The sequence below is a fragment of the Streptomyces sp. C genome, from assembly GCF_000158895.1.
Lineage (GTDB): Bacteria > Actinomycetota > Actinomycetes > Streptomycetales > Streptomycetaceae > Streptomyces > Streptomyces racemochromogenes.
The window spans coordinates 7,423,495-7,445,827 of record NZ_GG657750.1; the positions used below are offsets into that span (position 1 = coordinate 7,423,495).

Annotated in this window: 20 protein-coding genes and 7 pseudogenes; 13 read left to right on the forward strand and 14 right to left on the reverse strand. The window is 68.8% G+C overall.

Features of this window, described 5'->3' with window-relative positions:
- Positions 1–218 precede the first annotated feature (218 nt).
- Entirely contained in the window at positions 219–437 is a 219-nt protein-coding gene (locus SSNG_RS40575; protein ID WP_007268307.1) for a hypothetical protein, read from the forward strand.
- Between the two features lie 1,125 nt (positions 438–1,562).
- Positions 1,563–1,697 carry a GNAT family protein gene (locus SSNG_RS44395; protein WP_241695285.1) on the forward strand — a complete coding sequence of 45 codons (135 nt, stop codon included), beginning with the start codon at positions 1,563–1,565 and terminating at the stop codon, positions 1,695–1,697.
- Between the two features lie 111 nt (positions 1,698–1,808).
- Here SSNG_RS44395 and SSNG_RS33080 read toward each other — a convergent pair whose 3' ends face one another.
- Positions 1,809–1,991: a hypothetical protein gene (locus SSNG_RS33080; RefSeq protein WP_007268311.1), complete on the reverse strand. Its 183-nt coding sequence runs from the start codon at positions 1,989–1,991 to the stop codon at positions 1,809–1,811.
- A 61-nt stretch (positions 1,992–2,052) separates the two neighbouring features.
- Positions 2,053–2,763, reverse strand: coding sequence for a DivIVA domain-containing protein (locus tag SSNG_RS33085; RefSeq protein WP_165365051.1), 711 nt, complete (start codon positions 2,761–2,763; stop codon positions 2,053–2,055).
- Positions 2,764–3,312: 549 nt separating this feature from the next.
- On the opposite strand from SSNG_RS33085, the gene SSNG_RS40580 reads away from it, so the two are divergent.
- A protein-coding gene (locus SSNG_RS40580; protein WP_128637296.1) for an IS5 family transposase occupies positions 3,313–4,145 on the forward strand; the annotation gives its coding sequence in 2 pieces (ribosomal slippage) (positions 3,313–3,666 and positions 3,669–4,145; 831 coding nt in all).
- Here SSNG_RS40580 and SSNG_RS33095 read toward each other — a convergent pair.
- From SSNG_RS33095 to SSNG_RS41430, 3 genes are all read right to left on the reverse strand, one after another.
- Entirely contained in the window at positions 4,137–4,619 is a 483-nt protein-coding gene (locus SSNG_RS33095; RefSeq protein ID WP_241695186.1) for a hypothetical protein, read from the reverse strand. The two genes, SSNG_RS40580 and SSNG_RS33095, sit on opposite strands and share 9 nt — an antisense overlap.
- A gap of 436 nt (positions 4,620–5,055) precedes the next feature.
- The gene (locus SSNG_RS33100; RefSeq protein WP_042802579.1) at positions 5,056–5,580 is read right to left on the reverse strand and encodes a hypothetical protein; all 525 of its coding nucleotides are present in this window, start codon (positions 5,578–5,580) and stop codon (positions 5,056–5,058) included.
- A gap of 293 nt (positions 5,581–5,873) precedes the next feature.
- Positions 5,874–6,086 (reverse strand): hypothetical protein, encoded by a 213-nt coding sequence (locus tag SSNG_RS41430; protein ID WP_129593367.1) that lies wholly within the window; start codon positions 6,084–6,086, stop codon positions 5,874–5,876.
- A gap of 2,409 nt (positions 6,087–8,495) precedes the next feature.
- On the opposite strand from SSNG_RS41430, the pseudogene SSNG_RS40585 reads away from it, so the two are divergent.
- The 4 genes and pseudogenes from SSNG_RS40585 to SSNG_RS44405 all read left to right on the forward strand — a co-directional run.
- Positions 8,496–8,660, forward strand: a pseudogene (locus SSNG_RS40585) (ATP-binding protein); the annotation flags it as partial.
- A 49-nt stretch (positions 8,661–8,709) separates the two neighbouring features.
- Positions 8,710–9,264 carry a hypothetical protein gene (locus SSNG_RS38330; RefSeq protein ID WP_007268319.1) on the forward strand — a complete coding sequence of 185 codons (555 nt, stop codon included), beginning with the start codon at positions 8,710–8,712 and terminating at the stop codon, positions 9,262–9,264.
- Positions 9,265–9,530: 266 nt separating this feature from the next.
- A pseudogene (locus SSNG_RS44400) lies at positions 9,531–9,611 on the forward strand (hypothetical protein); the annotation flags it as partial.
- A 216-nt stretch (positions 9,612–9,827) separates the two neighbouring features.
- Positions 9,828–10,004, forward strand: coding sequence for a hypothetical protein (locus SSNG_RS44405; RefSeq protein ID WP_241695292.1), 177 nt, complete (start codon positions 9,828–9,830; stop codon positions 10,002–10,004).
- Positions 10,005–10,318: 314 nt separating this feature from the next.
- Here SSNG_RS44405 and SSNG_RS40595 read toward each other — a convergent pair.
- Positions 10,319–11,015: pseudogene (locus SSNG_RS40595) on the reverse strand (transposase family protein).
- A gap of 31 nt (positions 11,016–11,046) precedes the next feature.
- Positions 11,047–11,367: pseudogene (locus SSNG_RS33115) on the reverse strand (helicase); the annotation flags it as partial.
- 1,187 nt (positions 11,368–12,554) lie between these two features.
- On the opposite strand from SSNG_RS33115, the gene SSNG_RS33120 reads away from it, so the two are divergent.
- Together SSNG_RS33120 and SSNG_RS33125 are read left to right on the forward strand one after the other, a co-directional pair.
- On the forward strand, positions 12,555–13,355 hold the full coding sequence (locus SSNG_RS33120; RefSeq protein WP_129593368.1) for an SH3 domain-containing protein: 801 nt from the start codon (positions 12,555–12,557) through the stop codon (positions 13,353–13,355).
- 426 nt (positions 13,356–13,781) lie between these two features.
- Complete coding sequence (locus tag SSNG_RS33125; protein ID WP_042802585.1) at positions 13,782–14,345, forward strand: GTP-binding protein; 564 nt, start codon at positions 13,782–13,784, stop codon at positions 14,343–14,345.
- A 151-nt stretch (positions 14,346–14,496) separates the two neighbouring features.
- Here SSNG_RS33125 and SSNG_RS33130 read toward each other — a convergent pair.
- Positions 14,497–15,118, reverse strand: a pseudogene (locus SSNG_RS33130) (helicase associated domain-containing protein); the annotation flags it as partial.
- A 141-nt stretch (positions 15,119–15,259) separates the two neighbouring features.
- On the opposite strand from SSNG_RS33130, the gene SSNG_RS33135 reads away from it, so the two are divergent.
- Positions 15,260–15,751 carry a hypothetical protein gene (locus SSNG_RS33135; protein ID WP_128637298.1) on the forward strand — a complete coding sequence of 164 codons (492 nt, stop codon included), beginning with the start codon at positions 15,260–15,262 and terminating at the stop codon, positions 15,749–15,751.
- A 43-nt stretch (positions 15,752–15,794) separates the two neighbouring features.
- On the opposite strand, the pseudogene istB reads toward SSNG_RS33135, so the two are convergent.
- From istB to SSNG_RS40600, 4 genes and pseudogenes are all read right to left on the reverse strand, one after another.
- Positions 15,795–16,564 (reverse strand): annotated as a pseudogene (istB, locus tag SSNG_RS45465) (IS21-like element helper ATPase IstB).
- Positions 16,561–17,985 (reverse strand): IS21 family transposase, encoded by a 1,425-nt coding sequence (gene istA / locus SSNG_RS33145; protein WP_042802587.1) that lies wholly within the window; start codon positions 17,983–17,985, stop codon positions 16,561–16,563. Before istA ends, istB begins: the two are co-directional and overlap by 4 nt.
- Before the next feature lie 119 nt (positions 17,986–18,104).
- Positions 18,105–19,211: pseudogene (locus tag SSNG_RS33150) on the reverse strand (Helicase associated domain protein); the annotation flags it as partial.
- 242 nt (positions 19,212–19,453) lie between these two features.
- Positions 19,454–19,627, reverse strand: coding sequence for a CsbD family protein (locus tag SSNG_RS40600; RefSeq protein ID WP_128637301.1), 174 nt, complete (start codon positions 19,625–19,627; stop codon positions 19,454–19,456).
- A 172-nt stretch (positions 19,628–19,799) separates the two neighbouring features.
- Between SSNG_RS40600 and SSNG_RS33155 the strand changes: the two genes are divergently transcribed.
- Positions 19,800–19,991, forward strand: coding sequence for a hypothetical protein (locus SSNG_RS33155; protein WP_206731357.1), 192 nt, complete (start codon positions 19,800–19,802; stop codon positions 19,989–19,991).
- Positions 19,992–20,018: 27 nt separating this feature from the next.
- Here the strand turns inward: SSNG_RS33155 and SSNG_RS33160 are convergent, their stop codons facing one another.
- Positions 20,019–20,642, reverse strand: coding sequence for a TetR family transcriptional regulator (locus SSNG_RS33160; protein WP_007268334.1), 624 nt, complete (start codon positions 20,640–20,642; stop codon positions 20,019–20,021).
- Between the two features lie 98 nt (positions 20,643–20,740).
- Here SSNG_RS33160 and SSNG_RS33165 point away from each other — a divergent pair, with 98 nt between their 5' ends.
- Together SSNG_RS33165 and SSNG_RS33170 are read left to right on the forward strand one after the other, a co-directional pair.
- Positions 20,741–20,932, forward strand: a complete 192-nt coding sequence (locus tag SSNG_RS33165) for a hypothetical protein (RefSeq protein WP_007268335.1) — start codon at positions 20,741–20,743, stop codon at positions 20,930–20,932.
- Positions 20,929–21,210 carry a hypothetical protein gene (locus SSNG_RS33170; protein ID WP_007268336.1) on the forward strand — a complete coding sequence of 94 codons (282 nt, stop codon included), beginning with the start codon at positions 20,929–20,931 and terminating at the stop codon, positions 21,208–21,210. The genes SSNG_RS33165 and SSNG_RS33170 overlap by 4 nt, the downstream gene beginning before the upstream one ends.
- A 202-nt stretch (positions 21,211–21,412) precedes the next feature.
- On the opposite strand, the gene SSNG_RS33175 is transcribed toward SSNG_RS33170, so the two are convergent.
- Positions 21,413–22,060 carry a TetR/AcrR family transcriptional regulator gene (locus SSNG_RS33175; RefSeq protein WP_007268337.1) on the reverse strand — a complete coding sequence of 216 codons (648 nt, stop codon included), beginning with the start codon at positions 22,058–22,060 and terminating at the stop codon, positions 21,413–21,415.
- Between the last annotated feature and the right edge of the window lie 273 nt (positions 22,061–22,333).

Here is a 22,333-nt window from a genome sequence, read left to right on the forward strand (position 1 = left end):
AGCGAGCAGAAGAACAAGGAGCAGGGGAACCATGGTTATCAACCTCCGAGCCGTCGTGTGCCCGGCCGCCCGCCGCTCATGCGTGCCAACGTTATGCGTTTCTCATAGGCGTCGAGGGGTAGCTGAGAAGGCCGCGCCGTCGACACCCGCGCCGCCGACACCCGCGCCGCCGACACCCGCGCCTTGCCCCCTGGGCGCTCCCCGTCTCGTTCCTCCCGATGAGGGCCGCCGTACGCCGCCACGACCCCCGCTTCCTCACCGCGACCCCGGACCTGGCGGCCGCGCTCGCCGTCGCCGAGGACGACGGCCGCGACCTCCTCGAGCACGTCCCCGACCAGTGGAAGGGGCTCAAGACATGGGCCAAACGCTTCCGCCCCCGGTATGGGCTCACCCGCCTCACCGAACAGCTCGGCATCCCATCACCACAAGCCTCCTGAGCGACCGGCGCGGCTCCCGGGCTTGGAAGATCCAAGGAACTCGGGGAGCCGTGGCCCTGAAGGCCAACAGCCCCGACGGGGCCACTGCCCGGGACAAGGCCGCCGAGATGGCCCAGGAGGACGAGCACCTCCTGCGCCTCACCTAGGCCGGGGCCCTTCGCCCCGACTACCGCATCGACGCCGGGTCTTGGGACGGAGGGCGGTGGCTCGCGGTCGGCTGGGTCGACGGCGTCCCGCTGTGGCGGGCGCTCGCCCTGGCCCGCGGCCCTGAAGGCGACCGGCCCTCGGTCCGGCCCTGGCTCCAGCAGATCGCCCGCACCTGGTCCGAGCACCTGGCCGGCCTGCACGCCGCCGGCTGGGCCCACGCCGACGTCCAGCCCACCAACACCCTCATCACCCCAGGTGGCCGCGCCGAGGTCATCGACTACGCCCTCGCCTGCGGCCCCGACACCGACCGGCGCTTGCCGTACCGCGGCGCCCTGACCCATACCACCGCCCCCGAGATCGCCGCCGCCGTCCTTGCGACCTCAGCCGACGAACACCTGCAGGCACCGCCGGCCGCCGACGGTGGAGCCTGGGCGCCTCCCTGTTCTGGTGCTGGACCGGCCACCGCCCCGGCCCCTACGACGACAGCATCGACCGCCTGGACAAGCTGGCCGTTATCGCCAAAGGCAGCACCAACCCGCTGGCCGACGTACGGCCCTGGCCGTTCCCCGCCTTCGAAGCCACCATCATCGCCTGCCTGGCCCCCGACCCTGCCGACCGCCCCACCGCCAAGGGGAACTGACCGCAGCATGGTGACCCAGCGCGCCCTGACCTTCGACGACCCCCCCGCCCTCACCCGCGTCTACGGCGGCGCCTCGGTCCGGTACACCACCGGCCGCGCGCTCTCTCTCGACCAGGCCCAGGAGAAGATCCGCAGCGCCCTCGTACGGGCGGCCGAGACTGCGCAGTGGAGCTGGGGTACCCTCGCCGCCGACGAGATGATCGGCCTCATCGCCCTGCGCCGCCGCTCACCCCTTATGGCGACCACCAGCTACATCCTGCGCGAGGACACCTGGGGCAAACGGCTTCGCCACCGACGCCGCCCAGCAGGTCGTCGCCTTCGCCTTCACCACCGTCGGCCTGGACCGGGTGGAAGCCATGCACCACCCCGCCAACCCGGCCTCCGGCCGTGTCCTGGCCAAGGCTGGCTTCTCCCGCAGCGGTACCACCGACCAGCCTGCCGCCGATGGGGCCGTCGTGCCGTACGAGACGTAGGCAATCCGAAACAGGGCGCGCTAAGGCGCAGGAGTGGTGTGCACCGGGAGGGGCCTGTCCGTGTCCGGGGCTGGCGGCGCTGTCAGGACGGCTTGCCCCGGCTCGGGCGGGTCATCGGCGGCCGACGGTGCCGCGGACGAGGGCGTAGGGCATCACGCAGAAGGCCCCGAGGGTGACGGCGACGATCAGGGTGAGGAACAGCCAGTAGGCGAAGCCGTGGCCTTCGGAGGAGGCGAGGAGCCACCCGTACGTGAGGCTGGTGAGGATGCCGGTGAGGGCGATACCGGCCGCCACGTCATTCCGAACCGTGAATAACGTAGAGGCGTCCCGCGCTGACCATAGGGCGGCGCCGGCGCTAACGACGCGGCTGGCTGTTACCCAGCGAGCTTTCGAGAGATTTCAGGAAGGCGTCGACGGCCCTGCGGTCGTAGCCAGGCTGCCGGTGCCCGGCCGTTCGGAAGGTGGCCGCCTGGATGAGGGGTAGGCCGATATTGGCTCCCCTGCCTTCAAGGGTCCTGCGGACCCGGGCGAGGAGGGCGTCTACGTCGTTCTGGTCGTATCCCGCTTCCAGGTGCACGATCGGGAATCGGACGTCGTTGATCTCTTGGGCCAGCTGATCCCGCGAGGCCGGCTCTGGCGGCGGGGAAGCCATCGCCCGTCTCGGGGCGGCCGGTGCCGGGTTGGGGGCGGGCGGGGCGACGCCGTCGATGAGAGCCATGATCTCCTGTGCGGTGAGGGCGGCGGCAGGCGGAGATGTGGGCCGCGTGGAAGGGCGCTGCGCGCGGGATGTGCTGCGTGCACGGTGTCGCCGTGTCTGTACCTTGTCGGCGATGGGGCCCGCAGCCATGGCTGTCGCTCCGACCAGGGCGAGCACGCCGCCCAGCCGTAACAGCCAGTAGGCCGCCTGTCCTGCCTCGTCCTTCTTGTCCTCGTACCCGGCGTATGACCCGCTGCCCACGCAGGCATCACCCGGCTTCATGCGTTCTCCGCCGCACCTGGGGGACTCCGCATCCATGGAAGCGCAGCCGCCACCCAGGAGCAGTACCAGCCCGATGATCAAAGCCATGCCGCCCAGGCGCAAGCTGGTGTCACCACCGCCGTTGTATTGAGCCACATCCGCCCCCGAGTCCGACGAGTCAATGATCAGCGTTCGCAGGGAATATAGGGTCCGCCCCACGCGGCGTACAGGTCGTCGTCGTTGCCGCGTTGGCGCGCTCGTGCCGTTCGCGGTCCTGGCCCGGGCACTTGGCGAGCCGTGATGAGCACATCAAGGACCCTGTCCCGTGGGCATCCGAGGAGCGGCAGGATTTGGCCCGAAAACATCGCACCCTCATGACCGCAACGCCACCATCGGTCTCGTCGAAATGGGCGACGAATGGGTTGCCTTCCCTCGCCGTTATCTCTCTCCGAAGGAAGCATGGACGCGACCTGCACCCCGCGACATGTGCAATTAACTCCCCACCGCTACACCATCACAGCGGCCATGACCTCACGCTGCATACACGACGCGGCCGCCAAGGGGGAATTGAAGTGGCCATGGCGGGGAGCCGAAGCGTCCGCGAGTGGGAAATCTAAGACATCGTTTCTTATGGCGTGATCGTTCGTTGCACCGTGCATGACGGATCTGGTTGAGCGGCTGGTGCCGGACGAGTTGTGGATGCTGTTCCGGCGGGTCGTCCCGCGGACAGAGGTGATACGTCCGCAAGGTGGGGGCCGGCGTCGTGCAGGTGATCGCGAGGCCTTGGCCGCGATCATCTTCGTGGCGACCTCGGGCTGCACCTGGCGGCAGCTTCCGCCGGTGTTCGGCCCGAGCTGGCAGACGGTCTACCGACGCTTCGCCCAGTGGAGCCGGGCCCGAGTCTGGGCCCGCCTCCACCGCGTCATCCTCGACGAACTCGGCGCCCGCGGGGAACTCGACTGGTCGCGCTGCGCGATCGACTCCGTCAGCATGCGGGCTACAAAAGGGAGCCTCTGACAGGACCGAATCCGACCGACCGAGGCAAGTTGGGATCGAAGATCCATCTGCTCACCGACCGGAACGGACTGCCGCTGTCGCTGGGTATCTCCGGTGCGAACATGCATGACAGCCAAGGCCTTGAACCGCTCGTGCGGGGCATCCCGCCGATCCGCTCACGCCGCGGCCCACGACGGCGACGACCGGCGAAACTACACGCCGACAAGGGCTACGACCACGATCACCTGCGTCGATGGCTCCGCAAGCGCGGCATCCGCCACCGCATCGCCCGTAAAGGAATCGAGTCCTCACAGCGGCTCGGCCGCCACCGATGGGTTGTTGAGAGGACCGTGTCCTGGCTCGCTGGCTGCCGGCGGCTCCACCGCCGCTACGAGCGCAAGGCCGAACACTTCCTCGCCTTCGCCGGCATAGCCGCAGCCCTCATCCGCCACCGCAGACTCGTCCGTGTAGACGGGCAGGAACAGTCAGCGTGAGGCCCCGACACTGGCGACCCAGACACCGAACGGCATGATCTCCGGCTCGGCCCCTGTCTTTGCCGAGACGCTCTGCACGTCGTCCAGATCCGACCAGGCGATGGAGCCTGGCTCGCTGTCGGCCAGAAAGCTCTCGACGACCGGACCGAGGTCGTCGGAAGCCACATAGGTACCGCTGAACGGCAACGCATCCGGGGCCACAGAACCGGTCGAGCACCGAAGCTGCCCGGCCTGTTCGTCGTGCCACACGTAGAACGTCGCCACGCCGGGAAAGCCCAGATTGCGAATGCGCTCCCGGACGGCAGCAGCAGTCTGCTCGAAGGCAGCCACCACCGCGGCGACGGACAACGAACTCCTGTCCTCGTCCGCCGTACTCAGCGACCAGGTGTTGGTCTCCCACTCCACCCGCCGGTCAGCCGGCTCCAGGACCAGGGGCTCGGCCGCCACCTCAGCAATCCACGTCAACAGCACCACAGCAGTATCCTGCACGGCTCGGCCCGAGAACCACCAAAAGAAACGCCCTCTAACTGGCCGCTGACACCTGCCGCCCCAGCCGATGTTCCTGGGCAAGGCCAGCTCCAGGGTGCCAGCGGCGCGCCCGCTGGGCGGCGATCGGCGCCGGCGGGGAGGCGCTGTGCGCCCTGCTCGAAGGCCGCCGTCACCCCTGGCCCCGATTCGAGTGCCCGCAGTGCGGTTCGACCTGGTAGTCCAGTGACACTCCGTTCGGCCGACGGAAGAGGTCGGACAGCGTGTACTGCTCGTCGCGCTGACGCGGGCACGGCATGAGCGGCGTTCGCGTTCAGGAGGCGTCACGGCGTGACGTCTCCTTGTGACGGTAAGGCGGGCTGATGGCGATTTTTGGAACCTTCAGGGCTCTGCCCGTGATTCCGTGAAACGCGTGAGTACCAGCTCAGCGCGAGCGACGGCGGCGGTGATACGCGAACGTCAGGGCCAGCAGCAGCGGGCCCCACAAGGTGAACAGACCGCTGACCGTCATCGCCAGCACGTCCCAGCCCTCGGCGTACGGGAAGCCGTCAGCACCGCCGATGCGGAAGGCCCCGAACGCCCAGTGGACCATCAGGGCGGTGAAGAAGAGGCCACAGATCGTCGCGGGGAGGATCGCCGCCAAGGGCGGTATGCGTCTGCCGCCCAGTTTGGGGACCCAAGCGGGCACAACCTCTCCCCAACGGCGTACCAAGCCGAAGCTGAACAGTGCGAATGCCTCGGACAGAATGCTGAGCCCGACGACGTAGGGAACGTTCCAGGGTGACGGGGGCAGGACCTCCCCGCCCATGCCGTAGCCGAAGGCGATGGGCAGACGCCACAGGCAAACAGGCAGTGCGACCAAAGGCATCGCATGGGCTGCGCTGGAAGTCCATCGGGGAACGGGCCGTTCTGTCGCCGTCGGGTTGAGGTGCGCCGTGTGGGTTGTCATGCGACCACTGTGTCTGGGCGGCCCGTGAACCCGGATCAACTCCGAGGACGATCCTCCTCCCCCTCAAGAGGGAGGAGTGCGGTCCAGAAGTCGGACTCCGTCGCTTCTGCCATCACCCACGCAGCGGCCTGGGGTTCACGGAGCTGCGGCCAGAGCCTTGGAAACGACCACCCCTCCCCCCACTTGCTCCGGTTCTCAAGCGAGTGGGGAGGTCGGGTGAGCGGCGAGTGGGAGAGAAGCGGGGCTTCCCGCATCACGCGTGTGCGGGCCGCGGTGGCTCCGGTGGGTCACCCTCAGCAAGGCAACACCAGCATTCGAACCAGACCAGTTCCGCTGCTCATTGATGACAACGCCTTGCCCATGATCGCGCCGATCGCACGGCCGCGATCATCTACTCGCATCGCGTACCCCCCGGTTGGCGAAGTGGTGAGCAAATCTCCCACAGAGATGGCTCCGTAACTGGCATCCACCTTGGCGTACACCTGCCCGGCCAGAGCCACCGTCACGTGGTGTTCCGCCTCCGTCTGACCATGCATGATGCTGCCGGGCGATAGCCCGCCGGCGGCTGACACCACTCCGGTGGCGCGCGTGTCGTATTCCGTGTGACACGGGGCCTAGCAGGCCAACATGGCCGATGACGAGCACGGTCCCGGGTTCTGCGTCATCCTCGGACCCGAAAGTCTCCGCGTAGTCATTTCCAGTCTGATGGAGAATCTTGCAGGTTACATCCTGCGTGAACACTCCGAACTGTGCGTAGACCGAAGACGTGTTCAGCGACGTCGTAGCGTGCAAGTCTCCTTTGGCTACAGTCTTGCGTTCGAAAAGCCCGGCGATGCCTCCCTTTCCGTAAAGTGCGGGCGCGGAGCTTGTGCTTACCCCGCGTACTCCTGAGCTGCCTGTTGTGCTGGCCGTCTCCCCGTATACGCCGTGCCACGTCTCGCTCTTCCCGACGACTCCAGGACCTCTTGCTTCGCCGTAAACTCCGCCGCCCTTGTCCACGCCGGTTGAGGTCCCGACGATGCCGTACCAGTCTGAGCTGGTTCCCGCGACACCTGCGCCGACAGCCTTTCCCTCTACGGAGCGCCGGCGTTTCCTTGGGTAACATTACTGACGACCGGATTATTGGTGTAAGCAGGCGTGAAATTTTTCCCTGAGTAACTCCGCAGCTGTGCGCCAAGGTAGTGTACGGCACTGCTGGATCTGATCTCTAGGCGCTGAAACGTCGAGCCTCTCCCTGTGTCTGGCGGCAAATTTAGCCGCACCAAGTAGGAGCACCACTAAGCTTGTTCGTGGGAGACTTAGGCAGCAATACCAACTGTAAAACTGGGTCGCGTTGTTGTGCATATCGCGGATATCGTTGCAATTTCCACTAGCAGTCTGATGCTGTCTGGAGCAAGCGGTGACCGAACCCGCGAGAGGGCGTCTGCAACTGCAAGGAGTGCTCGGCGCCTAAATCCTCGGCCGTGTCCGGCAGCACCGGCTCGATTCGCACCTGCGGGGCATCAGTCAAAGAGGCGCACCAGATCCGACGAGCGGAAGGAAGCGGCCTCTAGCGGCCTCTGCCCGGTGAGCGGCCGGCAGCCCGGCTCGGGCCGTTCGCCGCTCAGCCCGGAGTGCGGACCGTTTTCCGACTGCCTGCCCGACCACACCCGATGCCCCGGCCCCGCAGCAGCGGATCGCTATCGATACGCCGGTGTCGGTGATTCACCACCCGCTCATTGCCTGCTGCCAGCCGCTCGACGCACCCAGGGTGTCCCGGCGGTCCCGACCCAGCGCAGGGCCCCGCGAGAACGAGCACCGCATCAAGGCCCTCACGGGCGACACTCCGTAGCGAGCCGAACAGGCTCCAAGTTCACCCATGGCGGGTCCTGGCGCGGGCTCCTGCCGCATGCCGCGCATCCGCAGGCCAGCCTCTGCCAGGGTGGGCAATCAGCGCGAGCAACTCTGTGGCGGCCCAAGCAGGGGGTGGCCGATTTCAAGGAGCCCCGTCAGGGCCGCCCGCCGGTACGACGCAGCGTGGGCGCGACGCGGTCACGACGGGGCCCGGCCACATCGCGGCAGCAGCCCGCCCCCCATCAGCCCCGTCCGGGCGGTGCGCTCGCCTTACGCAGGGTTCGGATCGACGGCAGGGGTGCGGTCCGCGCGCACGGCGGGCCCGGAACGGGGCATCCGTCGCCCCCACCTACCGGCCCTCCTCCGCCGCTGGCTGTCTTTCATCGCCCGGAATGCCCGCGGTCGGCGGCGGCGCCGGCCACGCATGCCATGTGACGGATGCCGGTCCGAACCTCCGTGGTTCCGGCGAGCAGTACCTGCCCGGGTGAAGAGCAAGGTCAGGCGTTGACGGGAGTCTGCGCAGGAATCTCGGTGCCTGAGTCGCTCGCCGCGGGCAGCAGCGGCCTTGTCGGTGGGTTGGACCGCCGGGTGCGGGGCCCCGCGGTGTCGGCTCGGTGGCCCCGATCTCGGTCAGCTCGGCAGGGGACCAGCCTGCCGCCGCCGCCAGCGCGTAGGCCTTCCCGTACGGGACTTCGGTCTCGGCGAGCTGGCTCTGCAGGCGGATCCGGGTGGCGAGGAGTTCCGCGAGCGGGGCCACGGCGGCCTGCTTCGCAGCCAGCTCCGCGGCCTGGAGGTCTTGGGCCTTCTTGAGGATCTCGTGTGCATTCATGCCCTGCATCATGCCCACCTAGCAGACGCAGGCCGCCCAGCGGCCGTGGCTTTATCGAGCAGTAGCGACGTCGCTTGTCGATGGGTTTGGGAGGCGCCCTGTTCCACGGATGGGTGATGTCGACGAGTTTGGGAGGTACCGGGGTTCTTGCCAGGGCAGCATCGGGATGCTCCTGGTGAAACGTGCTGGCCATGCCGCGGATGTCGAAGGTCGAGCTGTACGCGGCGATCCGGCGTGACCACCGCGGCGGCATGCCAACAAGTCGTTCGGCGGCTGGACCAAGACGTTCACCGACCCCCGCCTCTGTGCGGCCATCGTCTACCGGCTCACCTTCAACGGCACCATCATCGACACCGGCACCGACTCCTACCGCCTCGCCAGCACCCGAGCCCGAACCGAACAACCCGCAGCGGGTTGACCCCTGAAACCGCTGGACTGCGGTCAGGGCACCTGTCAGGCTCCGCCTCGTGGAGATTCTCGATGTCCTGACCAGCATGGCGAAGACAGGTCGGCTGGGCCCAGTGTTCAGCGGAGCCGACTGGAACGATGTGACCGTAGCACTCGGCGAGCCGTGGGACATCGGAACAATGAGCCGGAACCGAAAGTGGCCGCGGCTCTTCGCTTACGGAGACCTTGAGCTGAGTGTCTGCCGCTGCCGCAAGGTTTCCCTCATCTGCGTCCAGACCTGGCGTGACGTCGTCGAACTCCCTCCGTTGGCTGTCGGGGGGACGGGCACCTTCCCGGCAGGGCTCAAGCACGCGGACGTCGTTTCCGCCTTGGACAGGGCCGGCTGTTCCTGGGAGCCCTATACATCGTTGACCTTCGGCAACCAGCGCTCGCTCACGGCGATCGAGTCAGGAGCGAACTTCACCTTCGAGATCCCTGAGGGCGAGGAACCCGTGCTGAACGTCATGGGCCTGCCCGGCGACGGACACGACTGCTCCGCACGGACCGCAGGCCGAGATCACTCACGCGAAGCGCCGTCAAACCTCGTGAAGACTTATCGCCCCGGAGATCGCTAACCGCCGCTCAAACTGGTCGACAAACGCTGTCACTGAAGGGGTTCTGGCTCAGCTTTCGTGCAGTGGCCACGGTGAGTGACGGCTGAGCGTCTCCGGACGGTATGCGAAGTCGCCCGGAAATGGACGGTGGTCAGTGAAGCTGGGCTGACAGTCCGGGTCGTGGAAGACGTTGCACTCCAGCCCAAGGCGCTGTTGTTCCCGGCGATCGCGGACATTGCGGTGCGGTCGGTGGACGCGGATATCGAGAACGTGCGCCTTGACGCGCAGTGCACACGGCCGGCGCCGCCTGCCCAGAATGCGGAGTCTGCTCGACCCGGGTTCACAGCTCCTACCTGCGGGTTCTCGCTGATGTCCCGAGCGCCGGACGAAGCGTCGTACTCCAGCTGCGGGTCCGGCGGTTCCGGTGCGGGAACGCCAAGTGCCCACGTCGGACGTTCGTGGAGCAGATATCCGGTCTCACCCGTAGACACGGCCAGCGCACCGAACGACTGCGTTCCATCCTGACTGCAGTCGGCCTCCCCCTGGCTGGTCGAGCCGGCGCCCGCCTGGCTGCCGTGCTTGGCATGTCCATCGACCGGAGCACGGTCTTGCGCCTGGTCGAGGCGCTGCCCGAGCCGGAGGTGACGATGCCTCGGGTGGTCGGCGTCGATGAGTACGCCACCCGCAAGGGCCGCCACTACGGCACTGTCCTGGTGGACGTCGAGACCCGTCGTCCGATCGATCTGCTGCCTGATCGATAGGCATCAAGCCTGGCCGCCTGGCACGCGCAGCGGCCAGGGATCGCGGTCGTCTGCAGGCACCGCGCGCCGTTCTTCGGGGAAGGCGCCACAGCCGGGGCACCCCAGGCGAAGCAGGTCGCGGACCGTTGGTTCTTATGGCACAACCTCGGGGAAGCCGCTGAGCGCGCGGTGGCCCGACACCGCCAGTGCCTTCGGGTTCTGGTCCCCGATCCCGTGGCGAAGGCCGACGCACCCGCGCCGCCTGAGGAGAAGACGGACTCGCCATGGCGGAGCCTGCGAAGCCGGAAGACCTCTTTCGCGGCCAGTGAGCCTTTTCAGCGTTGACGCTCGAGGGTGAGGACGGCGGCGGCGATGACCGTCATGCGGTTGGGGCTGCAGCGGGCTCGGCGGAAGACGCGCCAGGACTTCAGTCTCGCGATGCTTCGTTCGACCGGTGCTCGCGCCGCTGACAGAGCCCGGTTGACCGTCCGCTGGGTCGCGGTGAGGTCCTGGTGGGGAAGCCGTCTGATTAACGCCCTGGCGTTCGCAGATCCGGGGGATGCGGTGGGTGCGGGCCGCGGTCAGGTCATGGGTGCGGCCGGGCAGTGCAGGGGAGATCCCCAGCACCTTGCCCGCGGAATCAGCCACGACCTGCACGTTCACGCCGTGGCGGCGGTGCTTCTGGGAGAAGTCGGCCCGGCTGTCACCGACGCGGTCGCACTCGGCGAGTGTTCCGTCGAGCAGGACATGTTCGGGATCGGTCTCCCGCAGGACCCGCAGCAGCCCGGGCGCCCGCCGGGACAGGTGACCGACGACGGCCGTCACGTAGGCGTGGGCGGTGCCGACGGATATGCCGAACCCGGCGGCGATCTCCGCGAGCGTGTCGTGCCGGCGAAGGTAGATCAGGCCGACGAGAGCACGCCGGTGGGGCGGAAGCTTGCACCGGCGGTCACCCTCACGGGTGACGATGAGCATGGTTACCCACTCGACCAAGGCGTGCGGGAGGTCGAGTGCGGCAGGATAGGGAACCAACGAGGCTCCTGCGCTGATGAGTTGAGACATCGGTGCCCGGGTTCTTCTGCCGCTCCAGCCACCGCCCGATGTCATCGCCCTCGAACAGCACCCCGGGCTGGATCTCGGGCAGGACGCCGTCGGCGTCGACCAGGTCCGCGAGGACGCGGTAGTGCCGCTGCCAGTCCAGCGGCCACGGGCAGTTCCAGTCCTCGTCGACTGCGGCCGGCTGCCGCGCGCGCACGGCGGCCCGCTCCGCGTCCTTCCCCAGACCGCCCTTCCTGCGCAGGTTCGCCATGTGCTGGCCTACCGGCACCATCGCCTCGCCTTCGCCCCACACCGCGTCCTGACGCGGGGCGAGGTGACGCCGGAAGCCTCCAGCCTGGCATGAACACGGAAACCGATCAGGGAGCCCGGACAGGAGCACCGGGGGCGCGCACGGCGCACAAGAAGCTCAGCAGACCTCCCGACCTCAGGCGGCTTCGGGGAGCGGCGCCTACGCCGGCCTCGCCGATCAGAGGCTACGGCGGCGACGCGCGCACTGCGCCCGGCGCACCCCGGCACGCCCCCTGGCCGCAGGGGCCGGTGCGGCTGACGCGGGCGCCGGGCAACGTTCCCGGCCGGGCGTAATGTCGAGCCAGGCATCCAGGTACAGGGGGAGAGGGATGAACGCACAAGATCAGGGACCGGACCTACTCGACGTCTACCTCCGCGGAGCCCGCGAGCGACTGGGCCCGGCGGGGTTCGAGGCGGTGGTCCGGGCCGCCGACGCCACCTGCGTCCTGTTGGCCGGAGGCCGGCCGGGCACGGCTCGCCGGCCCTGACGGCGACGGATTCGGCCCGCAGCTGCAACGGGAATACCTGGCCCTGCTGGCCGTCCTCATCACCGGACGCGCCGACCACCACCTCATCCCCCTGCCCGCACCCGACGGAACACCCGGCTGGGCAGTCGTCGAAGACCACCTCCTCCACGACCCCGGCACCCTGCACGACCTCCGCACAGACATCGTGACCCGCGCCCAGAACAGTGCAAGGATCGCAGCAGCCCTGGAACGCATGTGGGGGCCGGAGTGAGCCGCTGCGGCGGCACTGTGGAGTTCACTCCCGCGCCGTGACGGTGACCAGCAGCGCCGCGCGCGGTGGTGGCGTCAGTGGCGGCGGAAGCCGCCGCCTATGAGGCTGGTGTCACCATGGCGAACCTGCTCACGGTGCGGTCCTGGCTGACGGTCTGCCGCCGGACAGTTTCTAGGGCGCTCACCCCGTGGTGGTGAATGCGGGACGTTGGGCCGTGACCGTGATCCAGTACGGGCGTTCAGCAGCAGGGTGCCCGGTCCCGCTGGGGTCCCGGGGCTACAGCCTTCCGACGGGTTCTGAGTGCGGGGCGGGGCTGTGCTCGTGCGGCGCGGGTCTCGCGGCCGCGGTTCGTATGGTGCCTCGCCGCGGGGCCCTTGTCTGGTGCTCGGTGTGCGGCCAGACCTGCGCATCGCGGCATGGATTGTGACGTTTGTGACCAGTTCGGGAGCTGTTGTCGGGTCCCGAGCGACGAAAGGACTTCTCCTCATGATGATGAGTACGCGCCTCGCGCGGCTGGCTGCCGTGGCCGTCGGCGCGGCCGCGTTGCTGGGCACGGTGCCGGCGGTGGCCGCTGCCCCCGCTCCTGCCCTGGCGATTGGCCGTCCCGGGTTGGACGAGGTGTGCCGGGTGCGTTTCAAGGAGGATGCGAAGCCGCTGGGCTATGGCCATCGGCTCGGCATGCCGGACGGGGCGCCGCTTTCGTATTTCGTCGATGACGACTTCGTAGCCGAGCCGGCCGGGGCCTGTGTGGCGGAGGCGACGCTGAAGGCGCAGGGCTGGTTCGTGCGCAAGACAGCGACGGACCCGGACGACGAGCAGGTCGTCTACTGGGAGCCGGCCAAGAAGAAGGATGCGGGGGCCGTCTACAAGGGCTTCTACAGCGTCACCCTGGCCGGCAAGCCCGGCTACATCCTGGACGCCGAGGACCTCGAAGGCGTGCCGGTGCCGGTGCCGCCGGTGCCGCCGACCTGCGTGGGTGAACTGAACACGTTCCCCAACCTGTACGGCTGGAATCCGGAGACGGGCCGCATGGCCACCCTGGGCGGTGGCGGCCTGGTCAAGGGCGACTGCCTCGTGGAGATCATGGACACCGTCAGCGGTGACTTCAAGCAGGAAGAAGGCCCCGTCGGCTCGGTGGCCAGCTCCAACTTCGTCAAGTCCTCCTACGGCACCCACCGGGACTGGACGAGGATCAAGACGTGGAAGGGCACCGAAGGCTACGTGTCGAACGACGCCATCAACGTCTATCCCGCGCCGAGGCCCTGCACCACCTGCGACACCGACTGACACCCCGCCAGACGAGGGGGTCCTGACTGCCGTCCCGCACCGCTCGGGCCCCGGGTTCGGGCAGGGCGGTGTCGGCGGCGTCGCCATCGGCGGAGCCGGCCAGCACGAGGGCGGTGATCAGCCCCAACGTCGACGGCCGGTTCCCGCTTGGGCCCCGGCATCTTCTTTTTCGCGTCCAGCCCGTGCGTGGCCCTCGGGTCATCCACCGCGGGCTGGACTGACTGGGCGTCAAGGGCCACGAAGGACAGGTCTTCTGAGCGCCAACGGGGGAAAAAGACCCGGCGTGGCGCAGACCTTGCCGTGGCAGCGCCCATGGCTGCACCGTCAATGGCTTGAAGTAACCGGGTGATCTTGTGGCCGCCGTGTGTGCTGTGGATCATGGCGTGTCGGTGTGCTGCGGATGCGGGCCGGCAGGAAGGAGCGGTTGTGGCCGCCAGTGGATCTGAGGCCGGCAAGCCCGAGGTGACCATCGCGTCGCTGGGCGGTGCCGGGTATGGCAAGACCACCACCGTCCGGGCCCTGGCCCGCTACCTTGCACTGCAGGCGGGGACTGAGACCGAGGAGGCGGAGGTGATAGCCGGCGGTAATGTCCGCCGCTTCGTCTACGAGACAGCCCGGCGCCGCTACATCCACCTGGACTGCCCCGGCGAGGGTGTTGGGGACCTGCTCAAGTCGTGGCCGCTGGACGGCGCGCTCCTGGTAGTCGACGTGCGCGATGACATCGATGGGCACGTCGCCGAGCACCTGGCCGCGGCCAGTGCGGCCGGTGTGCCGAGGTTCGTGGTCCTGCTGAATCTGTGGAACGACCTCGGGAACGAGAGCCTGGATCTGCGCAGGCGCGCTCACGAGAATGTTCACTACCTGATGCGCATCAACGGCTACGGCGAGGACAGGTTCACGGTCACCTACGGCTCCGCCCTGGAGGCGTTGGAGATCGAGGCCGAGTGCAACTACACCGCAGAGGACCTGGTCAGGGAACTGGAGCAGTAGATTGCTGAGGCGCGGCCGAGGATCCCTGCCCGGGTTCGGCTGGTGGCCCGGCACAGCGGCAAGGCACGCTTGACCTGCAGCGACGGGGCCGACAGCGAGGCCCACGCACGAGCCTCCGAGACCATAGGTTCCGGAGGCTGGCTGTTCGGCGTCATGCCCAGTCCACGCCCAGCTTCGTGAGTGCGGCGAGTTGGTCGGCGGTGAGTTTTTGGCGTCGGGCTTTGGTGTTGGAGACCCATACGCCCAGCTTGACGACGACGGGTTCCGCCTCGCCGTCGATCGCGATTTCCTCGTCGTGGGCGTGGGCGTGGGCGTGGGGGACGGGCCGGTGGGCGCCTTCCCGCTCAACCCACTGCGTGAGGGCTGCCAGGCCCCGCTGGAATGCCTGCTGCGCCTTGGTCGGCCCCCTTCGCCCCGCGGCTGCCTGTGGGGGCGGGAGAGGGCGCCTGGTCAGGCTGTACGCCCAGCGTGGTCAGTCGCTCCTGCTGCTCGGGCAGGAGCCGCGCCCAGGTAGCCGGCTGCTTCTGCTGCTGGAGCCACTTGCCGATGTCGTCGCCATCCATCAACACGCCGGGCGCGATGTCGGGCAGGACGCCGTCGGCGTCGACTAGGTCGGCCACGACGCGGCAGTGCCGTTGCCAGTCCAGAGGCCACGGGCAGTTCCAGTCCTTGTCGATCGCGGCGAGCTGCTCCGCCCGGGTCGTAGCGGTGTCATCGTTCTTCCCGAGCCCGTTCTTCGCGCCCTTCCTGCGGAGGTTGGCCATGTACTGTCCGCGTACTCATTGAGGTGCTCAGCAAGGTACGGATGAACGTGCTCAGCTTGGCGGCCATCAAAGCGCCGTCTTGTGAGGACAGAGGGAGCCTCGGGGTAGAAACTCCTGGCTCGTGAGCCGGAGAGACCTGATGATCGACGCATGAAACGAGGCGCCTTCGACGACATCCCCTTGACCACGCTGTTTCCCGGCCTGTCGCCTGCTGGCGTGGAATTCCTGAGGGACGGGGCCCGTGCTGTTGAGGCGGCTCGTGTCAACGAAGCTGGGGCGGAATGGGAATGGGCTCTGGAACACGCGGTCTTCCCTGGACCTCAGCCAGGGACGCCGATCATCCTCGGCCTGGACGTCATTGAGCATGTCGACGGGAGCGACCAGATGGAGTTCCTGCTCCAGGTCGTCTGGACAGACCTAGGCCAGCTCGCGGTCGACGCGGCGGTGAACGTTGCCTGCTGGTGCGATACCGATCACGGCACCCACGACGTTGATGCCTTCAGCCATGACATCGCTGATCTGGCCTTGCTTCCCCAGGCCTTCCGTGCAGGCGCTGAATGCCTGATCGGATGGCTGGCCGAACCACGCAACGCTGACTACTGGCGTGCCAAGGCGGGGCTGCCCGCCCGCCGGCCCGGCTAGGAAGCCGACGGGATGTCGATGGGGAGACGTCTACTTCGGCTGATCAGGCCACGTTGGCATCGCGCTCGATGGCGGCGAGTCGGTTCTTGAGACGGTAGCTGGGTCCGTTGATGGAGACGACGTCGCAGTGGTGCAGGAGGCGTTCGAGGATGGCGGTGGCGAGGACCTCGTCACCGAACACCTGGCCCCATTCGCTGAAGGTCTTGTTCGAGGTCAGGATGATCGAGCCCTTTTCGTAGCGCTTGGAGATCACCTGGAAGACCAGGTTGGCCTCGGCCCGCTCCAGCGGCTGGTAGCCGACTTCATCAACGACGAGGACTCCGGGGCGGAGATAGGTGCGGAGCTTGCTGTTCAGCCGCCCGGATGCCTCGGCGGTCCTGAGCTGGCGGACCATGTCGTCGAGGGTGGTGAAGTAGACGGAGAAGCCGACCCGGCAGCAGCGACCGAGAGAGCGACTGCGATGTGCGTCTTGCCGACTCCGGGTGGTCCCAGCAGGGCCGCGTTGCCCTTGGCCTCGACGAAGGCGAGGGTGGCAAGGTCTTTGATCTTGCGGGGGTCGAGCTCGGGCTGGAAGGTGAAGTCGTATTCGTCGAGCGTCTTGTGGTGCGCCAGTTTGGAGAACCGCAGGCCCTGTCGGAAGCGGCGGTCGTCACGCACCGCGAGCTCTTCGGCCAGGACGAGGTCGAGGAAGTCGAGGTAGCCCATCTTGGCTTCGTCCGCCCGACCGGCGTACTGCTTCAGGCTCTCGGCCAGGTGGGGCAGACCGAGCTTGGCGGCCGTGGTGCGGATGCGGGTGCTGACCAACTCACTCAACTGGGCTCCTCCGGTGTGGGGTGGGCGGTGAAGGGACGCGTTCCGGTCAGTTCGTCATAGACCGACAGGGGCCGGCGGCCGACCTCGACTCGGACGGCCGCGGCCCGGGTCAGGAGAGCCATCAGCGAGAGGGCCTCCTCGCCGGCGGCGCCCTGCTGGCGGCGCTGAGGAGGAACATCACCGGTGGTGGTCCGCCTGTTCTTTCCGTCGGGGAGCCCGTCCCAGTGCTTCTCGTCGACGATGCAGGCTCCGCGGCCAACGGCCCTGCGGTGCATCGCGAGGAGCGTGTCGCCGTTGGCGTCGGGAACGGTGGAGTGAAGGATGATCTGGGACTTCGTGGCTCTCACTTCCACCAGCTGACGCGGGCGGACCTTGCGGGCCGGCACCGAATAGAGGTTCGCGTCGAAGGCAACCAGGCAGTCCTTGCCGACATGGCGAAGGTGCCGCTGGGTGATCACGTAGGGCGTCGTCGGCAGCGGTCGCAGAGCCATGTGGTCGCGGACCGCGCGATGGCCGATGACCTCGCCGTGGGTGCCGTGCACCTTCGCCCGGCGCAGGGGCACCCAGGCGTTGAAGGCCGAGTCGAGTTCCTCGACGGAGGCGAAGGATCGTCCAGAGATGACGTGGTCGCGGACGATCAGGACCTGACGTTCGACCCGGCCTTTTCCGGTGGGCCGGTAGGCGGCCAGCACATCGATGTCGAAGTCGTAGTGGCCGGCGAACCCGACCGCCTCCGGGTGCAGGGGCACCGCCTCGCCTGGTGCGACGTGCCGGCGGACGACGGTCTTGGTGCGGTCGTAGACGATCGACATAGGCACCCCGCCGAAGTGGGCGAAGGCCTGCCGATGGCAGTCGAAGAAGGTGGCCAGGTCCTGGCTGGTGGTGAAGCAGCAGAACGGATCACGTGAGTAGGACAACGTCATGTGGAACGAGTAGACCTTCGGGATGCCCACGTGGGCGAGGATCTGGCCCTCGTCTCCCCAGTCGACCTGGGCCTGAGCCCCGGGCACGACTTCGAACCTGCGGTGCAGACCAGCCAACTCGCCAGGGCTGATGCCCAGTTCCTGAGCGATGCGGGGGCGGGCCTCTTGCATGTAGAGCTTCACTCGCTGGTAGGTGCCGGTGAAGCCGTACTCGCCCACCAGCCGCTCGTGAACCACGGCACCTTTGATCAGGATCTCCGACCGCAGCATCGCATCGATCAGCGGCGCGACCTCATCCACCATCCATCGACGGGCGCGACCTCGGCGAGCCCCAGCCCGCTGGGGCGGTGCGGCCGGGGCCCCGGAGGACAGGTACTTGCGGACCGTCCGGCGGTTGAGCCCTGTCTCTCTTGCGATCTCCGACAGGCTCATAGCCCCGGAGTCAAACAGCCCACGAAAGCGTCGAAGCTCCATCCACCGTTGCGGATCCAACACCACGGTCAGCCGCCCTCCACCACCCCGAACAGGCCAGCGGCAGACTGCCCACGAACGATCCCCACTACGTCAGCAGCTGGGCACGTTCATCCGTACGGGACTGGGCACGTTCACGTGTACGCCGACATGTACTGCCCGACGGGCACCATCTCGTCGTCCTCGCCCCACATGGCGTCCTGCCGGGGCGCGAGGTGGCCGGTGGCCCGCCGGTAGGTCCGGAGGGCGGCGAGCTTGGCCTCCCACGCCTCCTCGCCGGGTTCCCAGACCATCCCGGCCTCCGGCGCGTCCAGGAGGACCTTGCGCCGGTCCTCGAGCTCCCCGGCGCGCAGGGCCTTGCGCTGCTGGTGCACCCACCGGCCGAGCGGCAACGCCTTGGTGACGCCGACTTCGGTCTCGGTGTCGTACGGCACGGCGTAGAGGCCGGTGATCTCGTTCTCCGCCCGCCAGCGCAACAGAGCCTGGTAGCCCTCCAGCCACACCAGCGACTCGGGCCGGTACACCCGGGTGCGCAGGAACGCGGCGATCGTGGCCGCGTCCCGAGGGCTGGAGAAGTGCAGCAGCGCCGACTCTGCTGCCGCGTCGGCGCCGTCCTCCTGGTCCTCGCCATCCCCGCCGGCGCCGACGATCCGCCCGTCCTCGTCGCGCCGGACGTGCAGCCTGCGCTTGCCGCTGGTGAGGAGGCGGGAGGCGAGCTGCTCGACCAGGCGCTCGTCGTGGCTGCGCAGGCCCTGGAGCACGGCCACCAGCGGCTTGTAGCCGGCGCTGGCGACCATGTCGGTGGGGTCCTCGCCGGGCTCCAGGAAGACGGGCACGATGATCCTGGCGACCTTGGTGGAGCCGTCCTTGTTGAGGCGGAGGGCGCGGCCGATGTTCTGGACGATCTCGACCTGGGAGCCGCGGGTGTCGGCGAAGCAGATCGCCTCCACCCCGCGCTCGCCGGTGATGTCGAGGCCCTCGCCCAGGACGCGGACAGAGGCGAGGAACGCCCGGTATACGCGCCGGTTCTTGGCGTCGATGCCGTTGGCGAACTGCCGCAGGACCTCCCGGCGCTCGGTGACGAGGTGGTCCCCGCACAGCCACGCCGGCCACACCCGGTCCGGCGGGACGTGGCGGCCGCTCTCCGGCTCGTAGGACTCGGCGTCGATCGACGACTTCGGGATCTTCTCGGCGGCCGCGAGATCGCCGTCGGAGGCGTCGGTGACGTACAGCTCGGCCGCCGTCGAGGGCAGCTAGGGGTGAGCAGTGACCATCTCAGCAGCCGACGTCACTGAACAGCGTGTGACCGGTTCACGGAAAGCGAGCCAGAACCAGTTCCGGTTCTGGCTCAACTTCTGTGGTGACACAGCAGCCAGGAGGTGCGCCTGCCGCCGCCCCGGTGCGGGGGCCCGACAGTCGTGGGGGCCCCGGGCACGGCGAGGCCCCCGACCCGGGGGAGGGGGCGGGGGCCGGTCGTCCAAGGGACTGCGCCGGATCAGTGGCGGAAGACGTCCTTGGTCTTCTCCTTGGCCTGGCGTGCGTCGCCCTTGGCCTGGTCGGCGCGGCCCTCGGAGACCATACGGTCGTTGCCGACGGCGCGGCCGACGGCTTCCTCGGCCTTGCCCTTGGCCTGCTCGGCGTGTGCCTTGGCCTTCTGTTCACCCGACATGGGGACCTCCTCGTCGATGTACCGGCTCGGTCGTGAACGCTCTCTTGCTCGCGGCCGGCGACGGTAAACCTCCCGTTGTGGAGCGCGGCCGGTCCCGCGGGCGACGTGCATGGGCGCCGGGGCTCGGGGCACAGGCCCGTGAGGACGGTTCGTCGCTCTGGAGGTGGTGGCGGTGCGCGCTACGAAGGTGCTGGACTCCTTTCCCGCCGGTCATCCGCACGGATGCTGGTTCGCCGAGGAGTACGCGGCCCGGTGCCGCGAGCGGGGCGAGCGGGCGACCGTGGTGATGGACCTGGAGCGGGACGCCTTCCTGGTCGTGGCCCCGCTCCCGGCCCCGGACGCGGCGCGGAACCCGGCCGCGTAAGGGCGTCTCCAGGCGCCTCCCGCCACGTCACCCGGCCCAGTGCACCCGCCCCAGATGGATCAGGCGGAGCTGGCGGCGGGCCGTGCCGAGGGCGGCCGCCCAGTCTTCGCCCCGCAACGAGGCGGCGAGGAGCGCCGACGCCGTCATGAACATGTGGTCCACCAGGAGCCGCGAGAGCATCGTCACGTCGTCGGCGTCCCAGTCCGCGCTCAGGGGATCGGCCCCGAGCGCGGCCCCGATCTCCGCGGCGAAGGCGTCGAGTTGCCTGGCGATGGCCTCGCGTACCGCCGGGACCCCGCCGTGGCGCTCGCCCACCAGGAAACGGACGTGCGCGGGCCGACTGCGCACCAGTTCGGCGACGAGCCCCACCGCCGCGTCACCGCGCTGCTCGGCGTCCCCGGTGGCGGCGAGGATGGCGCGCACCGTTTCGTGCAGGCTCGCCAGCGCCTCCTCGACCAGCGCGGCTCCCAGATCGCCCACGCCCCGGAAGTGGCGGTAGAAGGCGGTGGGAGTGACCCCTGCTGCCCGGGCGATCTCCCTGAGGCCGAGGCTGCCGAGGCTGCGCTCCTCCAGCTCCGACAAGGCCGCGTCGAGGAGGGCGCGCCGGGTGCGGCGGCGCTGGGTCTCGCGGACACCGGTGTGCGGACTCATGACGCGAAGTCAACCGCGTCCCACGGGGCGGCGCCAGCATGAGGCAAACTGAACTGGGTAGTCAGTGTACAACTGTTACCTCAATAGGAGGACGTCTCATGCTCTTCCTCGTAGGTGCGTTGCTGGTGTTCGGGGTCGTCCTCGGCACCGTGGCTCACGTTCCCGTTCCCGTCAGCGCGGTGGCCGGCCTGGCCATCGCCCTCTGGCTCGCCGTCTTCCTCGCGCGCGAGCGCTTCTGGGCCCGCCGCCCGTCAGGACGGCCCCACTCCGGACGAGGGGGCCGGCGATGAGCCCTCGAACCGACTCCCCCGCCCGCACCGCGACCCGGGCCCGCGCCGGGGACGGCGACGCGATGGCCGTCGCGGCCTTCGTCCTGGGGCTCGTGGGCCTGCTCGTGATGAACCTGCTCCTCGGTCCGACCGCCGTCGTCCTCGGGGTACTCGCCCTTCGGCGGCACACGGCCCGGCCGGGCCGGGCCTGCCTGGGCGTCGCGCTGGGCGTGGCAGACCTGGTGGTCCTCGCCTGTCTCGTCACCGCCGACGGGACGTGGTCGTGGAGCCTGACCTGACGTTCCCTGCCCGTGTGGTTCACGCGGGTCGGTGGCGGGCTGGCTGGCGTCTGGCCGCTCCTTGATCACCCTGCTGACCAGCCCGCACACCGTCACCAGCACCACCCCGGACGGCAGCGGCGGCCATGACTCGCCGCCACGCCCTACGAGAGGATCGAGGGCGGACGGGGCTCCGGACGGGTGTGCGGTCGGCAGGCCGGGGTCAGGGGAGGTCGGGCAGGGGGCGGGCGGCGATCTCGCGGGCTTCGTCGGCGGGGAGCCCGAGCATGCGCAGGATCATCTCGGCCATGTGCTCGCCGGCCTCCGCGCCGAGGTCCCGCGCCGAGTTGAGCTGGAGCAGGCCGATCAGCGCGCCGCCGACCGCGGACAGCGCCACGAGCGGGTCGTCGAAGGTGAAGCGGCCGGACGCCCTGCCGATCTCCAGGTCGCGCAGGGCGCGCGGCCCGAGCCCGGTGGCGGCGTTGATGTGTGGCAGGCCGCGCAGGCGCAGGATCTGGGTGATCTCGGGGTGCGAGGCGGCCAGCCGCAGCGTGAGGCGGACGCTGGCGGCGAAGACCGCAGCCGGGTCGTCGATGCCTTCGGTGGCGCTGTCGAGGAGCTGGCCGTACTCCTCCAGGGCGTCGCCGACCGCGGCGTCGAAGAGGTCGTTCTTGGTCTCGAAGTGGTTGTAGAACGTGCCGAAGCCCACGTCAGCGCGTGCGGCGATCTCCTGGATGCTGGCCGAGGCCTCTGCGGTCTCGGCGAGGATCTGCCGCGCGGCGGCGATCAGCGCCTGGCGGGTGCGCGCACGGCGGCGCTCGAAGCGGTTCGCGCTCGCAGGGCCGTCGGTGGTGTCGAGCTGGTTCGGCATACCGCCAGTCTAGGCGCATTCAGAACTGATGACTCCATCACTTGACCACTTGACGATGGCACCCTCAAGACTGATGCTTCTATCAGTTACGAGTTTCTCATCGGACTCTGGTCCGTTCGAGCCACCCCTGACGGAGCCCCCATGTCGAACGACCCCGCCCGCCCGCCCGGACCCACCACCGCCCACCAGGACCTGCACAGCGAGCACGGGGCGCTGCGCGGAGAGCATCCCGGCCGCGCCCGGCAGCCCGTGATCAAGGTGGCGGACCTGGCC

Coding starts and splice junctions, on each gene's coding strand:
- SSNG_RS33170 (WP_007268336.1), top strand. CDS start 20,929: ATGAGCCCTCGAACCGACTCCCCCGCCCGCACCGCGACCCGGGCCCGC.
- SSNG_RS33120 (WP_129593368.1), top strand. CDS start 12,555: ATGATGATGAGTACGCGCCTCGCGCGGCTGGCTGCCGTGGCCGTCGGC.
- SSNG_RS33085 (WP_165365051.1), bottom strand. CDS start 2,763: ATGGCTTTGATCATCGGGCTGGTACTGCTCCTGGGTGGCGGCTGCGCT.
- SSNG_RS33160 (WP_007268334.1), bottom strand. CDS start 20,642: ATGAGTCCGCACACCGGTGTCCGCGAGACCCAGCGCCGCCGCACCCGG.
- SSNG_RS40575 (WP_007268307.1), top strand. CDS start 219: ATGAGGGCCGCCGTACGCCGCCACGACCCCCGCTTCCTCACCGCGACC.
- SSNG_RS33165 (WP_007268335.1), top strand. CDS start 20,741: ATGCTCTTCCTCGTAGGTGCGTTGCTGGTGTTCGGGGTCGTCCTCGGC.
- SSNG_RS33135 (WP_128637298.1), top strand. CDS start 15,260: ATGAAACGAGGCGCCTTCGACGACATCCCCTTGACCACGCTGTTTCCC.
- SSNG_RS33100 (WP_042802579.1), bottom strand. CDS start 5,580: ATGACAACCCACACGGCGCACCTCAACCCGACGGCGACAGAACGGCCC.
- SSNG_RS40600 (WP_128637301.1), bottom strand. CDS start 19,627: ATGTCGGGTGAACAGAAGGCCAAGGCACACGCCGAGCAGGCCAAGGGC.
- SSNG_RS33175 (WP_007268337.1), bottom strand. CDS start 22,060: ATGCCGAACCAGCTCGACACCACCGACGGCCCTGCGAGCGCGAACCGC.
- SSNG_RS44405 (WP_241695292.1), top strand. CDS start 9,828: ATGTCCATCGACCGGAGCACGGTCTTGCGCCTGGTCGAGGCGCTGCCC.